The sequence below is a fragment of the Pseudomonas sp. TE3911 genome (genome assembly GCF_054062775.1).
Window position 1 is genome coordinate 4,112,013 of the sequence record NZ_JBSSFP010000001.1, and the last position, 16,155, is coordinate 4,128,167.

The 16,155-nt window shown below is 60.5% G+C and carries 12 protein-coding genes and 4 pseudogenes; 13 read left to right on the top strand and 3 right to left on the bottom strand.

The genetic code is table 11. The features are described 5' to 3' along the window. Positions 1–19 precede the first annotated feature (19 nt). On the bottom strand, positions 20–730 hold the full coding sequence (locus tag ACVWXD_RS18660) for a DUF533 domain-containing protein (protein ID WP_122680277.1): 711 nt from the start codon (positions 728–730) through the stop codon (positions 20–22). 168 nt (positions 731–898) lie between these two features. Between ACVWXD_RS18660 and ACVWXD_RS18665 the strand changes: the two genes are divergently transcribed. The 13 genes and pseudogenes from ACVWXD_RS18665 to ACVWXD_RS18725 all read left to right on the top strand — a co-directional run bounded on the left by ACVWXD_RS18665 (position 899) and on the right by ACVWXD_RS18725 (position 14,432). Further along, positions 899–1,810, top strand: coding sequence for a LysR family transcriptional regulator (locus ACVWXD_RS18665; protein ID WP_032891728.1), 912 nt, complete (start codon positions 899–901; stop codon positions 1,808–1,810). A gap of 132 nt (positions 1,811–1,942) precedes the next feature. After that, positions 1,943–3,400, top strand: a complete 1,458-nt coding sequence (locus ACVWXD_RS18670; protein ID WP_339480972.1) for a gamma-aminobutyraldehyde dehydrogenase — start codon at positions 1,943–1,945, stop codon at positions 3,398–3,400. 71 nt (positions 3,401–3,471) lie between these two features. Continuing rightward, positions 3,472–4,623, top strand: a complete 1,152-nt coding sequence (gene ydcS, locus ACVWXD_RS18675; protein WP_095183982.1) for a putative ABC transporter substrate-binding protein YdcS — start codon at positions 3,472–3,474, stop codon at positions 4,621–4,623. A 200-nt stretch (positions 4,624–4,823) separates the two neighbouring features. Next, positions 4,824–5,858, top strand: coding sequence for an ABC transporter ATP-binding protein (locus ACVWXD_RS18680; protein WP_095183981.1), 1,035 nt, complete (start codon positions 4,824–4,826; stop codon positions 5,856–5,858). A gap of 1 nt (position 5,859) precedes the next feature. Further along, positions 5,860–6,789 carry an ABC transporter permease gene (locus ACVWXD_RS18685; RefSeq protein ID WP_032891733.1) on the top strand — a complete coding sequence of 310 codons (930 nt, stop codon included), beginning with the start codon at positions 5,860–5,862 and terminating at the stop codon, positions 6,787–6,789. Then, entirely contained in the window at positions 6,779–7,588 is an 810-nt protein-coding gene (locus ACVWXD_RS18690; protein ID WP_032891735.1) for an ABC transporter permease, read from the top strand. The genes ACVWXD_RS18685 and ACVWXD_RS18690 overlap by 11 nt, the downstream gene beginning before the upstream one ends. A gap of 169 nt (positions 7,589–7,757) precedes the next feature. Beyond that, positions 7,758–9,182, top strand: a complete 1,425-nt coding sequence (locus ACVWXD_RS18695; RefSeq protein ID WP_122752561.1) for a gamma-aminobutyraldehyde dehydrogenase — start codon at positions 7,758–7,760, stop codon at positions 9,180–9,182. Positions 9,183–9,250: 68 nt separating this feature from the next. Then, positions 9,251–11,113 (top strand): flavin monoamine oxidase family protein, encoded by a 1,863-nt coding sequence (locus tag ACVWXD_RS18700; protein ID WP_401381940.1) that lies wholly within the window; start codon positions 9,251–9,253, stop codon positions 11,111–11,113. A 192-nt stretch (positions 11,114–11,305) separates the two neighbouring features. After that, a pseudogene (locus tag ACVWXD_RS18705) lies at positions 11,306–11,443 on the top strand (hypothetical protein); the annotation flags it as partial. A gap of 192 nt (positions 11,444–11,635) precedes the next feature. After that, positions 11,636–11,773, top strand: a pseudogene (locus tag ACVWXD_RS18710) (hypothetical protein); the annotation flags it as partial. A 202-nt stretch (positions 11,774–11,975) separates the two neighbouring features. Further along, positions 11,976–12,104 (top strand): annotated as a pseudogene (locus ACVWXD_RS18715) (hypothetical protein); the annotation flags it as partial. Positions 12,105–12,296: 192 nt separating this feature from the next. After that, a pseudogene (locus tag ACVWXD_RS18720) lies at positions 12,297–12,443 on the top strand (hypothetical protein); the annotation flags it as partial. Positions 12,444–12,806: 363 nt separating this feature from the next. Next, positions 12,807–14,432, top strand: a complete 1,626-nt coding sequence (locus ACVWXD_RS18725; protein ID WP_032891741.1) for a glucan biosynthesis protein D — start codon at positions 12,807–12,809, stop codon at positions 14,430–14,432. A 51-nt stretch (positions 14,433–14,483) separates the two neighbouring features. On the opposite strand, the gene ACVWXD_RS18730 is transcribed toward ACVWXD_RS18725, so the two are convergent. Beyond that, a complete protein-coding gene (locus ACVWXD_RS18730; RefSeq protein WP_032891743.1) occupies positions 14,484–14,669 on the bottom strand; it encodes a hypothetical protein in 186 nt (61 codons plus the stop codon). A 271-nt stretch (positions 14,670–14,940) separates the two neighbouring features. Then, on the bottom strand, positions 14,941–16,047 hold the full coding sequence (locus tag ACVWXD_RS18735) for an NADH:flavin oxidoreductase/NADH oxidase (RefSeq protein ID WP_032891746.1): 1,107 nt from the start codon (positions 16,045–16,047) through the stop codon (positions 14,941–14,943). Positions 16,048–16,155: the final 108 nt, after the last annotated feature.

Consider the following 16,155-nt stretch of genomic DNA (forward strand, 5'->3'; position numbering starts at 1 on the left):
TTTATCTATACAGAGATGCTCAGAGGGTAGCTTGACGCACCTGCTTTTCCAGCTCCAGCTTCAAGCCAGGCTCCAGTTTCAGTTGGCGGGCCAATTCGTCCAGATAGGCCTTTTCCATGAAGTTTTCTTCGTCGACCAGCATCACGCTGGCGATATACATTTCGGCAGCCATTTCCGGGGTGCTTGCCGCGCGGGCGACATCGGCCGGGTCCAGAGGTTTGTTCAGCTCGGCGTGCAGCCAGCTTTGCAGCTCGCGGTCGTTATCCAGCTTGGTGAACTCCCCCTCGATCAGCTCTCGCTCGCGCTCATCCACATGGCCGTCGGCCTTGGCTGCGGCAACCAGCGCCTTGAGAATGCCTTGGCTGTGCTGCTCGACTTGGGCCGGTGGCAGGCGGTCGATGGTCTGCGGCTCGCCCTTGGGCGCATTGGCTTGATTGGCCTGCCAGTTGCCGTAGGCCTTGTAGGCAATGACGCCCAATGCGGCCAGCCCGCCGTAGGTCAGGGCTTTGCCGCCGAATTTGCGCGCCTTCTTGTTGCCCATCAACAAGCCCATGGCACCGGCTGCCAGGGCGCCGCCACCGGCACCGCCAAGCAGGCTGCCCAACCCTCCGCCGCCAAGCAGTCCGCCCAAGGCGCCTTTGTCGTCCTGCTTGCGTTGGCCGCCAGCCTTGCTTTGCAGCATGTCCTGGCCGGACTTGAGCAACTGATCGAGCAATCCACGGGTATTCATTCGTAGCCTCCAGACACTTGGGTTCATAGGACCAATAGGCCCCCAGCGTAAAACTAAGTGCCAAAAAGCCCCGATCTAGAGTGCTTCCAGATGTAACGTCACTGCCGTTCGCTAAAACCGATATACACTCGGACAAATCTATAAAAACACCCCACTGGTAATTCCAGCATGATGACCTTGCGTCAAATCCGGCACTTTATCGCCGTGGCCGAGACCGGCTCGATCTCCGCCGCCGCGCAGACCGCGTTTATTTCCCAGTCGACCCTGACCCTGGCGATCCAGCAATTGGAGCAGGAAATCGGGGTAAACCTGTTCAACCGCCACGCCAAGGGCATGACCCTCACCCACCAGGGCCACCAGTTCCTGCGCCAGGCGCACTTGATCCTCGCCACCGTCGACAACGCCAAGCGCAGCCTGCAACAAAGCACCGACCAAGTGGCCGGGCAATTGATCATCGGCGTGACCAGCCTGGTGGCCGGCTACTACCTCGCCGACCTGCTCACCCGCTTCCAGCGCGCCTACCCCAATGTGGAAATCCGCGTGATGGAGGACGAACGCCCCTATATCGAGCATTTGCTGGTGAGCGGCGAAATCGACGTCGGCGTGCTGATCCTCTCCAACCTCGAAGACCGCCACGCCCTTCAGACAGAAGTCCTGACCCACTCGCCCCATCGCCTGTGGCTGCCGGCGCAGCACCCGCTGCTGGAGCACGACAGCATCAACCTGGCCGATGTCGCGCGCGAGCCGTTGATTCAGCTGAATGTTGATGAAATGGGCCAAAACGCCCAGCGCCTTTGGACCAGCGCAGGCCTGCAACCCCGCGTCACGCTGCGTACAGCATCGACGGAGGCAGTGCGTAGCCTGGTGGCGGCAGGATTAGGCGTGTCGATTCAGCCAGACATGACCTACCGCCCATGGTCCCTGGAGGGCGACATCATCGAGGCACGGCCGATCGCCGACCTCAGCCAGACCCTCGATGTGGGCCTGGCGTGGCGCCGAGGCACCGCGCGTCCCGCGCTGGTAGACCCGTTCCTCACCGTGGCCCGGGAACAGCCGCACCCACGCAAGCCATCTATTTAATCGAATGCTGCATTCAGTATTTAGTATTTGTTGACCTCGCGCCTGACCACTACTCTCAGTTCATCCATAAGAGAAGGTCCGGCGCCTTGTAAGAGAACGCCCATGACCACACAAGAAAAGAGATCGCGAAAAATGTCCGGCGCGCCCACCCCGCTGCTTACTGCGTTGCTGATCGACGGCGAACTGGTCCAGGGCCAGGGATTCGCCGAGCCGATCATCAACCCGGCCACCGGTGAAGTGCTTACCCAAATTGCTGAAGCCAGCACCGAGCAGGTCGAATCAGCCATCCTCGCGGCCCACCGCGCATTTGCCAGCTGGTCGCGGACCACGCCGCAACAGCGTTCAAACATTCTTCTGGGCATCGCTGATGCCATCGAAAAACAAGCCGATTACCTGGCCCGCCTGGAATCCCTGAACTGCGGCAAGCCGTTGCACCTGGCACGTCAGGATGACTTGAGCGCCACCGTCGACGTGTTCCGCTTCTTCGCCGGGGCCGTGCGCTGCCAGACAGGGCAACTGAGCGGCGAATACCTGCCGGGCTACACCAGCATGGTGCGGCGCGATCCAATTGGCGTCGTCGCCTCCATCGCACCGTGGAACTACCCGTTGATGATGGCCGCCTGGAAGATCGCCCCGGCGCTGGCTGCCGGTAATACCTTGGTGTTCAAGCCGTCGGAACATACGCCGCTGTCGATCCTCGCGCTCGCCCCTGTGCTGAAGGATTTGTTACCACGCGGGGTCATCAACATTCTCTGTGGCGGCGGTGAAGGTGTGGGCAGTCATCTGGTCAGCCACCCGAAAGTGCGCATGGTTTCCCTGACCGGCGATATCGTCACCGGGCAGAAAATCCTGCAAGCCGCGTCCAAGACGCTCAAACGCACGCACCTGGAACTGGGCGGCAAAGCGCCGGTAATCGTGTGTAACGATGCCGACCTGCAAGCCGTGGTCGAGGGTGTGCGCGCCTACGGTTACTACAACGCCGGTCAGGACTGCACCGCCGCATGCCGCATCTACGCCCAGGCGGGGATTCACGACAAATTGGTCGCCGACCTCGGTGCGGCGGTCAGCAGCCTGCGCTTTGCCGGCAAGCGTGATGCCGACAATGAACTCGGCCCGCTGATCAGTACGCGCCAGCGCGACCGCGTGGCCAGTTTTGTCGAGCGTGCCCTCGGCCAGCCGCATATCGAGCGGGTCACGGGCGCCGCCGTGCATTCCGGCGCGGGCTTCTATTACCAGCCAACCTTGCTCGCCGGCTGTAAACAGAGCGATGAAATTGTGCAGCGCGAAGTGTTTGGTCCAGTGGTAACCGTGACCCGCTTCGATGAGCTGGAACAGGCGGTGGACTGGGCCAATGACTCCGAATACGGCCTGGCCTCCTCTGTGTGGACCCAGAATCTGGACAAGGCCATGCAGGTAGCCGCACGCCTGCAATACGGCTGCACTTGGATCAACAGCCATTTCATGCTGGTCAGCGAAATGCCCCACGGCGGCTTGAAGCGCTCGGGGTATGGGAAAGATCTGTCCAGTGATTCGCTACAGGACTACAGCGTGGTGCGCCACATCATGGCCCGCCACGGCCAACATCTTTAAAACAACAACTAAGCTTTTGCGTCACCGGTTGCACAACTGCCCCGACCATAATTAAAGAAGAGGGAACCCCCATGTCCGCGCACAAGACCGCACTGCTCAGTGCCTTGACCACCGCGCTGCTGGCCAGCGTCAGCATTCAGGCCGCCGAACCGCTCAAGGCGATTGGCGCTGGCGAAGGCCAGCTGGATATCGTCGCCTGGCCCGGCTATATCGAACGTGGCGAAAGCGACAAGGCCTACGACTGGGTCACTGGTTTCGAGAAGGAAACCGGCTGCAAGGTCAATGTGAAAACCGCCGCCACTTCTGACGAAATGGTCAGCCTGATGGCCAAGGGCGGGTATGACCTGGTCACCGCGTCGGGCGATGCGTCGCTGCGGTTGATCGTCGGCAAGCGTGTGCAGCCGATCAACACCTCGCTGATCCCAAACTGGAAAAACATCGACCCACGCCTTAAAGACGCGCCGTGGTACGTGGTCGGCCAGCAGACCTACGGCACCCCGTACCAATGGGGCCCGAATGTGCTGATGTACAACACCAACGTGTTCAAGACCGCGCCCACCAGCTGGGATGTGCTGTTCAACGCCCAGAACCTGCCGGACGGCAAGCCGAACAAAGGCCGCGTGCAGGCCTATGACGGCCCGATCTACATCGCCGATGCAGCGCTGTATCTCAAATCGACTCAGCCGGAACTGGGCATCCAGAGCCCATACGAACTGACCGAAACCCAGTACAAAGCCGTGCTCGATCTGTTGCGCGCCCAGCAACCGTTGATCCACCGCTACTGGCACGACACCACCGTGCAAATGAGTGACTTCAAGAACGAAGGCGTGGTGGCCTCCAGCGCCTGGCCGTATCAGGTCAACGGGCTGGTCAATGAAAAGCAGCCAATTGCCTCGACCATTCCGAAAGAAGGCGCCACCGGCTGGGCCGACACCACCATGTTGCACAGCGAGGCCAAGCACCCGAACTGCGCCTACAAGTGGATGGACTGGTCGCTGCAGCCGAAGGTCCAGGGCGATGTCGCCGCCTGGTTCGGTTCGCTGCCAGCGGTGCCTGCGGCTTGTAAGGAAAGCGAACTGCTCGGCGCCGAGGGTTGCAAGACCAACGGGTTCGACCAGTTCGACAAGATCGCCTTCTGGAAAACCCCACAGGCTGAGGGCGGCAAGTTCGTACCGTACAGCCGCTGGACCCAGGATTACATCGCGATCATGGGCGGCAGGTAAGGCCTTCCAAACGACCTAGGTCCCCTGTGGGAGGGGGCTTGCTCACGATAGCGGTACATCAGACAAACCTGTGTTGCCTGACACACCGTCATCGGGAGCAAGCCTCCTCCCACATTGACCGCACTCAATAGATGTTTTGTTTTTTCAGAAGTCCAGGCCGGGCCGCTGCGACGACCCGCGCCTTTTTGGAGCACCGCACCATGACGCTTGCAGTCCAATTCACCCACGTTTCCCGTCAGTTCGGCGAAGTGAAAGCCGTCGACCGGGTTTCCATCGATATCCAGGACGGCGAGTTCTTTTCCATGCTCGGCCCTTCCGGCTCGGGCAAGACCACTTGCCTGCGCCTGATCGCCGGTTTCGAGCAACCGAGCGCTGGCTCGATCCGCATTCATGGCGAGGAAGCCGCCGGCTTGCCGCCGTATCAGCGTGACGTAAACACCGTGTTCCAGGATTACGCACTGTTCCCCCATATGAATGTGCGCGACAACGTGGCCTACGGTCTCAAGGTCAAAGGCGTGGGCAAGGCCGAACGCCTGAACCGCGCCGAAGAAGCCTTGGGCATGGTCGCCCTCGGTGGTTACGGCGACCGTAAGCCGGTGCAACTTTCAGGTGGTCAGCGCCAGCGTGTGGCACTGGCACGCGCACTGGTCAATCGCCCCCGCGTGTTGCTGCTCGATGAACCCTTGGGCGCCCTTGACCTCAAGCTGCGCGAACAGATGCAAAGCGAGCTGAAGAAGCTGCAACGCCAGTTGGGCATCACCTTTATTTTCGTGACCCACGATCAAACCGAAGCGTTGTCGATGTCCGACCGCGTGGCAGTGTTCAACAAAGGCCGCATCGAACAAGTCGACACCCCGCGCAACCTGTACATGAAACCGGCTACCTCATTCGTCGCCGAATTCGTCGGCACCTCCAACGTGATTCGCGGCGAACTGGCCCAGCGCCTCAGCGGCAGCGCGCAGCCATTTTCGATCCGCCCGGAACACGTGCGGTTTGCCGACGGCCCACTGGGTGCTGGCGAAGTGGAAGTCAGCGGCCTGCTGCATGACATCCAGTACCAGGGCAGCGCCACCCGCTATGAGCTGAAACTGGAAAACGGCCAGGCGCTGAACATCAGCCAGGCCAACAACCAGTGGCTGGATATCAGCAGCGGCCATCAGGTCGGCCAGTCCATTACCGCGCGCTGGGCGCGGGAAGCCATGACACCGCTGACCGACATTGCAGGCGAGGTGTGACATGAGCCTGGCCCTCTCCCAACCACCGATGCGCAGGTTTTCCAACCTGCTGTACCGCAAGCCCAACCTGTATCTGGCGATGCTGTTGATACCGCCGCTGATCTGGTTCGGCGCGATCTACCTCGGCTCGTTGCTGACCTTGCTGTGGCAAGGCTTCTACACCTTCGACGACTTCACCATGGCGGTCACGCCGGACCTGACCCTGGCCAACTTCGCCGCACTGTTCCAGCCGTCGAACTTCGACATCATCCTTCGCACCTTGAGCATGGCGATTGTGGTGTCGATTGCCAGCGCCATCGTGGCCTTCCCGATTGCCTACTACATGGCGCGCTACACCACGGGCAAGACCAAGGCATTCTTTTACATCGCAGTGATGATGCCGATGTGGGCCAGCTACATCGTCAAGGCCTACGCCTGGACCCTGCTGCTGGCCAAGGGCGGCGTGGCGCAGTGGTTCGTGCAGCACCTGGGCCTGGAGCCGGTGTTGCAGTTCGTGCTGGGTATTCCCGGTGTGGGCGGCAGCACCTTGAGCACCTCACACCTGGGGCGGTTCATGGTGTTCGTCTATATCTGGCTGCCGTTCATGATCCTGCCGATCCAGGCATCGCTGGAGCGTTTGCCGCCGTCGTTGCTGCAAGCCTCGGCGGATCTGGGCGCCAAGCCGCGCCAGACCTTTATGCAAGTGATTCTGCCACTGTCGATTCCGGGGATTGCCGCCGGGTCGATCTTCACCTTCTCGCTGACCCTGGGCGATTTCATCGTGCCGCAACTGGTGGGCCCACCGGGCTACTTCGTCGGTGGCATGGTCTACGCGCAGCAAGGCGCCATCGGCAACATGCCCATGGCAGCGGCGTTCACCCTGGTGCCCATCGTGCTGATTGCGGTTTACCTGTCCATCGTCAAACGCCTGGGGGCCTTCGATGCACTCTGAGAAATCTTCGCTGGGACTAAAGATCGCAGCCTGGGGCGGCCTGGTGTTTTTACACTTCCCGATCCTGATCATCTTCCTCTACGCCTTCAATACCGAAGAGGCAGCGTTCAGCTTTCCGCCACAGGGCTTCACGTTGAAGTGGTTCAGCGTGGCGTTCGCCCGGCCGGACGTGCTGGAGTCGATCAAGTTGTCGCTGCAGATCGCAGCCATCGCCACCCTGATCGCCATGGTGCTCGGCACATTGGCCTCGGCGGCGCTGTATCGCCGTGAGTTCTTTGGCAAGCAAGGCGTGTCGCTGATGCTGATCCTGCCGATTGCGCTGCCGGGGATCATCACCGGTATCGCGTTGCTGGCGACGTTCAAGACGTTGGGCATCGAGCCCGGGATGTTCACCATCATCGTCGGCCACGCGACCTTCTGCGTGGTGATCGTCTACAACAACGTCATCGCCCGTTTGCGCCGCACGTCTCACAGCCTGATCGAAGCCTCGATGGACCTGGGCGCCGACGGCTGGCAGACCTTCCGCTACATCATCATGCCCAACCTGGGCTCGGCGCTGCTGGCCGGCGGCATGCTCGCCTTCGCGCTGTCGTTCGACGAAATCATCGTCACCACCTTCACCGCCGGCCACGAGCGCACCTTGCCGCTGTGGTTGCTCAACCAATTGAGTCGCCCGAGGGATGTGCCGGTGACCAACGTGGTGGCGATGCTGGTGATGCTGGTGACGATGTTCCCGATTCTTGGTGCCTATTACCTGACCCGCGGTGGTGAAAGCGTGGCCGGGAGTGGCGGTAAATAACTTTTTTATTGAAGGCACCGAGCTCAAATGTGGGAGGGGGCTTGCTCCCGATAGCGGTGGGTCAGTTGTAGATGATGTGACTGAAAGACTGTCATCGGGGGCAAGCCCCCTCCCACATTTAGAGTCGGTTGCTTCAAGGAAATAACAATAGTTTGTGGAGAGCTGAACCATGCAAACCAAATTACTGATCAACGGCCAACTGATCGAGGGTGAAGGCCCGGCTCAAGCCGTATTCAACCCAGCCCTCGGCCGCGTACTGGTAGAAATCAAGGAAGCCAGCGAAGCCCAGGTCGACGCCGCTGTGCGCGCAGCCGATGCGGCGTTCGAAAGTTGGTCGCAAACCGCACCGAAGGACCGCTCGCTGCTGCTGCTGAAACTGGCCGACGCGATCGAAGCCCACGGCGAAGAGCTGGCTAAGCTGGAATCGGACAACTGCGGCAAGCCCTACAGCGCCGCGCTGAACGACGAGATCCCGGCGATTGCCGATGTGTTCCGCTTCTTCGCCGGCGCCAGCCGTTGCATGAGCGGCTCGGCCGGCGGTGAATACCTGCCGGGCCACACCTCGATGATCCGCCGCGACCCGGTGGGCGTGATCGCCTCCATCGCGCCGTGGAACTACCCGCTGATGATGGTCGCCTGGAAAATCGCCCCGGCCCTGGCCGCCGGTAATACCGTGGTGCTCAAGCCGTCGGAGCAAACCCCGCTGACCGCGTTGCGCATGGTTGAACTGGCGTCGGAGATTTTCCCGGCCGGCGTACTCAACCTGGTGTTCGGTCGTGGGCCGACCGTGGGCAGCCCACTGGTGAACCACCCGAAAGTGCGCATGGTGTCGCTGACCGGCTCCATCGCCACCGGCGCGAATATCATTTCCAGCACCGCTGACAGCGTGAAGCGCATGCACATGGAGTTGGGCGGCAAAGCGCCGGTGATCATCTTCAACGACGCGGACATCGATGCCGCCGTGGAAGGCATTCGCACCTTTGGCTTCTATAACGCCGGCCAGGACTGCACGGCCGCGTGCCGCATTTACGCCCAAGCGGATATCTACGACGCATTTGTCGAGAAGCTCGGCGCGGCGGTCGCCAGCATCAAATACGGCTTGCAGGATGACCCGGCCACCGAACTGGGCCCGCTGATCACCGCACAGCACCGCGACCGTGTCGCGGGGTTTGTCGAGCGTGCGGTGGCACAGCCGCATATCCGCCTGGTCACCGGTGGCAAGGCGGTGGACGGCAATGGGTTCTTCTTTGAGCCGACGGTATTGGCCGATGCGCAGCAAGACGATGAAATCGTGCGCCGCGAGGTGTTTGGGCCAGTGGTGTCGGTGACTAAGTTCACCGACGAAGCACAGGTGTTGGGCTGGGCCAATGATTCGGACTACGGCTTGGCGTCGTCCGTATGGACCGCCGATGTAGGCCGCGCCCACCGTTTGGCCGCGCGGTTGCAGTATGGCTGCACGTGGGTGAATACCCACTTCATGCTGGTCAGCGAAATGCCCCATGGAGGTCAGAAACTATCGGGTTATGGCAAGGACATGTCCATGTATGGGCTGGAGGACTACACCACCGTTCGCCATGTGATGTTCAAGCACTGATTAAGCGCCTCCCCGGCACCTGCCTTGGGTGCCGGGTCCTACAACAATAAAATCTCAGGTTCCCACCAATGGACATCACCCGCCGCGACTTCCTCAACGGCGTCGCCATTACCGTTGCCGCAGGCATGACCCCACTGCAACTGCTCCAGGCCGCACCCGATGGCCGCTACTACCCCCCTGCCCTTACCGGCCTGCGCGGCAGCCATGTCGGCTCGTTCGAAGTGGCTCACCAGATGGGCTGGGAAAAGAAAGTGTTCGACACCGAGAAATTGCCGATCACCGAGGATTACGACCTGGTGGTGGTCGGGGGTGGCTTGAGCGGTTTGTCGGCGGCATGGTTCTACCGGGAAAAGCACCCCAAGGCGAAGATCCTGATCCTGGAAAACCACGACGACTTCGGCGGCCACGCCAAGCGCAATGAATTCCAGGCCGGTGGCCGCACGATCATCGGTTACGGCGGCAGCGAGGCGTTGCAGTCGCCGAACCATCTGTACAGCAAGGAAGTGAACGGGCTGTTGAAGAAGCTCGGGGTTGATATCAAGCGCTTCGAAACCGCCTTCGACCGCCAGTTCTACCCCAACCTGGGCCTGTCGCGCGGTGTGTTTTTCGATAAGGAAAACTTCGGCGAAGACAAACTGGTGACCGGCGACCCGACGCCCATGGTGGCCGACGATATTGCGCCGGACCAACTGCATGCGCGGTCCATCAGCGACTTCATCAATGACTTCCCCCTGCCTGCAGAGGATCGCCAGGCGCTGATAGACCTGCACATGGCGCCAAAGGACTACTTGCCAGGTAAGACTGCCGAAGAAAAGGCCGACCATCTGGCGGCGACCAGCTACCGCAATTTCCTGCTCAAGGACGTAGGGTTATCGGAAGGCGCGGTGAAGTACTTCCAAAGCCGTACCAATGACTTCATGGCGCTGAGCATTGATGCCGTGGCAGCGGCCGATGCCTATAGCGTAGGTTTCCCCGGGTTTGCGGGCATGAACCTGGCACCGATCAGCGAAGAAGCAGCAGCGGAAATGGAAGAGCCCTACATCTACCATTTCCCGGATGGCAACGCCTCGGTGGCGCGGTTGCTGGTGCGCAGTCTGATCCCAGGCGTAGCACCGGGGCACACCATGGACGACATCGTGCTGGCTACCTTTGACTACGCCAGGCTCGACCAACCCAAGGCGGCGGTACGGCTGCGCTTGAACAGCACCGCCGTCAGCGTGCGTAACGTCGATGGCGGTGTGCATATCGGCTACAGCCGCGGCGGCCAACTCGCACAGGTCCGCGGCAAGCGCTGCATCCTGGCGTGCTACAACATGATGATTCCGTACCTGCTCAAAGACCTGCCAGCGCCCCAGGCCCATGCCTTGAGCCAGAACGTGAAATACCCGCTGGTGTACACCAAGGTGGTGATCCGCAATTGGCAGTCCTTCCAAAAACTGGGGGTGCATGAGATTTACGCGGCGACCCAACCGTACAGTCGAATCAAGCTGGACTACCCGGTGAGCATGGGCGGCTACGATCACCCACGGGACCCGACGCAGCCGATTGGCCTGCACATGGTCTACGTGCCCACCAGCCCCAACAGCGGTATGAACGCCCGCGACCAGGCACGCGCCGGGCGGGGCAAGCTGTATGGGCAGACGTTCGAGCAACTGGAGGCGCAACTGCGTGACCAACTGCAACGCATGCTCGGGCCGGGTGGGTTCAAGCACGAGACGGATATTCTGGCGATCACGGTCAACCGCTGGTCACACGGGTATGCGAGCTTCTCCAACAGCTTGTTTGATGACGCAGATGAGAGCGAAGCGTTGATGAATCTGGCGCGCAAACCTGTAGGGCATGTGAGCATCGCCAACTCGGATGCGGCATGGAGTGCGTACGCCCATGCGGCGATTGATGAGGCTTTTCGGGCAGTGAGAGAGGTGGGATAAGTCGAAATAGTGTGGCTAAAAGAAATCTTGTGGTGAGCGGGCTTGCCCCGCGCTGGGCTGCGACGCGGCCCTGAAGCCAAATGCCGCACGTTTTCAGACCGCCTGTGTGGTTTTCATGGGGGCCGCTTCGCGCCCCAGCGCGGGGCAAGCCCGCTCACTACAACAGCGTGCAACTCACTGACGACACAACTTGCTTCATATGAAGCGTTGATGACTCTGGCGCGCAAACCTGTAGGGCATGTGAGCATCGCCAACTCGGATGCGGCGTGCAGTGCGTACGCCCATGCGGCGATTGATGAGGCTTTTCGGGCAGTGAGAGAGGTGGGCTAAGTCGAAATAGTGTGGCTAAAAGACATCTTGTGGTGAGCGGGCTTGCCCCGCGCTGGGCTGCGACGCGGCCCTGAAGCCAAATGCCGCACGTTTTCAGACGGCCTGCGTGGTTTTCATGGGGGCCGCTTCGCGCCCCGGCGCGGGGCAAGCCCGCTCACTACAACAGCATGCAACTCACTGACGACACAACTTGCTTCATATGAAGCGTTGATGAATCTGGCGCGCAAATCTGTAGGGCCTGTGAGCATCGCGAACTCGGATGCGGCATGGAGTGCGTACGCCCATGCGGCGATTGATGAGGCTTTTCGGGCAGTGAGAGAGGTGGGCTAAGTCGAAATAATGTGGCTAAACGAAGTCTTGTGGTGAGCGGGCTTGCCCCGCGCAGGGCTGCGAAGCGGCCCTGAAGCCAAACGCCGCACGTTTTCAGACGGCCTGCGTGGTTTTCATGGGGGCCGCTTCGCGCCCCAGCGCGGGGCAAGCCCGCTCACTACAACAGCATGCAACTCACTTGACGACACAACTTGCTTCATATGAAACGTTGATGAATCTGGCGCGCAAATCTGTAGGGCCTGTGAGCATCGCCAACTCGGATGCGGCGTGGAGTGCGTACGCCCATGCGGCGATTGATGAGGCTTTTCGGGCAGTGAGAGAGGTGGGCTAAGTCGAAATAGTGTGGCTAAAAGAAGTCTTGTGGTGAGCGGGCTTGCCCCGCGCTGGGCTGCGAAGCGGCCCTGAAGCCAAATGCCGCACGTTTTCAGACGGCCTGTGTGTTTTTTATGGGGGCCGCTTCGCGCCCCAGCGCGGGGCAAGCACACTCACTACAACAGCATGCAACTCACTGACGACACAACTTGCTTCATATGAAGCGTTGATGAATCTGGCGCGCAAACCTGTAGGGCCTGTGAGCATCGCCAACTCGGATGCGGCATGGAGTGCGTACGCCCATGCGGCGATTGATGAGGCTTTTCGGGCAGGAGAGAGGTGGGCTAAGTCGAAATAGTGTGGCTAAAAGAAATCTTGTGGTGAGCGGGCTTGCCCCGCGCTGGGCTGCAAAGCGGCCCTGAAGCCAAACGCCGCACGTTTTCAGACGGCCTGTGTGGTTTTCATGGGGGCCGCTTCGCGCCCCAGCGCGGGGCAAGCCCGCTCACTACAACAGTACGCAACTCACCTGACGACACAACTTGTTTCATATGCAACGCCATCACACAGCCATCAATCATTTTTCCTACACCATCGAACCGCTTAAGCTATCCGGCGTCTGTTTAATGTCCGTTGCGTTTGGCCGAAGGCATGTCCGAACCGTTATTTCTGATCCAGCACGTGCCAGGAACGGCGCGGGATTTGCTCACGACAGGTTGTCTCTATGCACCGCAGGAATTTGCTCAAAGCGTCCATGGCCATTGCGGCTTACACCGGTTTGTCGGCCAGCGGCCTACTGGCCGCGCAGGCCTGGGCCGGGAACCGTGCCGCCGACGGCAAGGCCGTGGCGTTCGATTTCGACGCACTGAAAGCCCAGGCCAAGCAACTCGCCGGAACCGCGTATAAAGACACCAAACAGGTGCTGCCGCCGACTCTGGCAACCATGACCCCACAGAATTTCAACGCCATTGGCTACGACGGCAAGCATTCGCTGTGGAAAGAGTTGAACGGCCAGTTGGACGTGCAGTTTTTCCACGTCGGCATGGGTTTCAAGACACCGGTGCGCATGCACAGCGTTGATCCGAAAACCCGTGAAGCCCGTGAAGTGCACTTCCGCCCTTCGCTGTTCAACTATGAAAAAACCACCGTCGACACCAAACAGCTGACCGGCGACCTGGGTTTCTCCGGCTTCAAGCTGTTCAAGGCACCGGAGCTGGACCGCCATGACGTGCTGTCGTTTCTCGGCGCCAGCTACTTCCGCGCGGTGGATTCCACCGGCCAATACGGCCTGTCGGCCCGAGGCCTGGCCATCGACACCTACGCCAAAAAACGCGAAGAATTCCCTGATTTCACCCAGTTCTGGTTCGAAACTCCAGACAAGGACGCCACGCGTTTTGTGGTCTACGCCCTGCTTGACTCGCCAAGCGCCACCGGCGCCTACCGCTTCGATATCGACTGCCAGGCCAACCAGGTGGTGATGGCGATCGACGCCCATATCAATGCGCGTACTGCCATCGAACAACTGGGCATTGCCCCTATGACCAGCATGTTCAGCTGCGGCACCCACGAGCGCCGGATGTGCGACACCATCCACCCGCAAATCCACGACTCGGACCGCCTGGCGATGTGGCGCGGCAACGGCGAGTGGATCTGCCGCCCGCTGAACAACCCCGCCAAGTTGCAATTCAATGCATTCGCCGACAAAGACCCGAAAGGCTTTGGCCTGGTGCAGACCGACCATGAGTTCGCCAGCTATCAGGACACTGTGGACTGGTACAGCAAGCGCCCAAGCCTGTGGGTCGAACCGACCACCGCCTGGGGCGAAGGCTCAATCGACCTGTTGGAGATCCCCACCACCGGCGAGACCCTGGACAACATCGTGGCCTTCTGGACCCCGAAGAAGCCGGTGGCTGCGGGTGAATCGCTGAACTATGGCTACAAACTGTACTGGAGCGCCTTGCCACCGGTGAGCACACCATTGGCCCAGGTCGACGCGACCCGTTCCGGCATGGGCGGTTTTACCGAAGGTTGGGCGCCGGGTGAACATTACCCGGACGTGTGGGCGCGCCGTTTTGCCGTGGACTTCAAGGGCGGTGGCTTGGACCGTTTACCGCCAGGCACAGGGATTGAGCCCGTGGTGACTTGCTCCCATGGTGAAGTGAAAGACTTCAGCGTGCTGGTGCTCGATAACATCAAGGGCTACCGCATCCTGTTCGACTGGTACCCGACCAGCGACAGCGTGGAACCGGTGGAGCTGCGCCTGTTTATCCGAACCCAGGACCGCACCTTGAGTGAAACCTGGCTGTATCAGTACTTTCCGCCGGCACCAGACCAGCGCAAGTACACCTGATTCAACTGTGGGAGGGGGCTTGCTCCCTCCCACATGCGTTCCACGTCGACTCTAAAACCGCGACACGCTCTTCATCGCCCCAATCAGATAACGCATCGCCACCTGATCGCTCTCGTTCAGAGCGCGATACTGCGCCAGCAACTCGACCTCATCCAAACTCAACCGGCGGCTACGCAAGGACACCCTGCGGGTCAAAAAAGACGCCACCAAACCTGCTACTCCATAGGACTTGGCCATGGACTGTTTCTCCTGATATCAATCAAATACTCCCGGCGCCCATCAACCATCTCCCGTGAAGCGCAATGCCTCCGTGGACAAACAGACTGACTCCCTGGGCCAGAAATCGGTCTTACCCTAAGCGTAGAAACAATCTCGTTACGTGTGGGATTTTTTTAGAGTATTCACTTAAAAAATTACTTCGGTAACAAATACCTACAGCGCCATCCCACAGCAACAGGCAAAAAAAACCCACCGGCTCAGGGTGGGTTTAGATGGAGCCAGCGAAGGATCAATCCCTCAAGTCAGACTCATGAATCGGTTGATCCCGATGGGTCGCGCGTTGGTACTGAGCCGGCCAGATTGCTTTGCGCCCGCCCAAGTCATCGTCGGCGTGCAACGGCCAGTACGGATCGCGCAGCAGTTCACGAGCCAGGAAGATGATATCGGCCTGGCAAGTGCGCAGGATGTGCTCGGCCTGAGCCGGTTCGGTGATCATGCCCACGGTCCCCGTGGCGATGCCAGACTCCTTGCGCACGCGCTCGGCGAAGCGCGTCTGGTAGCCCGGCCCGGTGGGGATCTCGGCATTGGCGGCGGTGCCACCGGAGGATACGTCGATCAGGTCCACGCCCAGGTCTTTGAGGCGGCGTGCCAGTTCCACGGTTTCATCAGGGTTCCAGCCGTCCTCCACCCAGTCGGTGGCCGACACCCGTACGAACAGCGGCAACTCCTGGGGCCAGACTTCACGCACGGCCTTGGTCACCTGAAGCACCAGCCGGATACGGTTTTCAAAGGAACCGCCGTATTGGTCCTGCCGCTGATTGCTGATGGGTGACAGGAATTGGTGCAACAGATAACCGTGAGCCGCGTGAATTTCCACCACCTCGAAACCCGCGGTGAGCGCACGTTTGGCAGCGGCGACGAAGTCAGCGATCACTTGCTGGATCTGCGCTTCGTCCAGTTGCCGCGGTTGGGTGTGTTGAGGGTCAAAGGCAATCGGCGATGGACCTACCGGTACCCAACCACCGTCCTCCGGCTTGACGCTGCCATGCTTGCCGATCCACGGCCGATGGGTGCTGGCCTTGCGCCCAGCGTGGGCCAGTTGGATGCCAGCCACCGCGCCCTGGGCGGCGATAAAACGGGTGATGCGTTGCAGCGGTTCGATCTGTTGGTCGTTCCACAAGCCCAAGTCCTGTGCCGTGATGCGGCCATCGGCAGTCACGGCGGTGGCCTCGGTGAAAATCAGCCCGGCGCCGCCGACGGCACGACTGCCGAGGTGCACCAGATGCCAGTCATTGGCCAGTCCATCGTCACTGGAGTATTGGCACATCGGCGAGACGGCAATGCGGTTCAGGAGGGTCAATTGGCGCAGGGTATAGGGTTCGAGCAGCTGACTCATGGCGCACCTCTTCTGGGTTCTATGGGCACTGTTCAACAGTGCTTAGAGCCTAGTCGACAACGATCGATTGCACAGGGTTCAGACGGAAAGCGGGAGCCGATTGCCGGC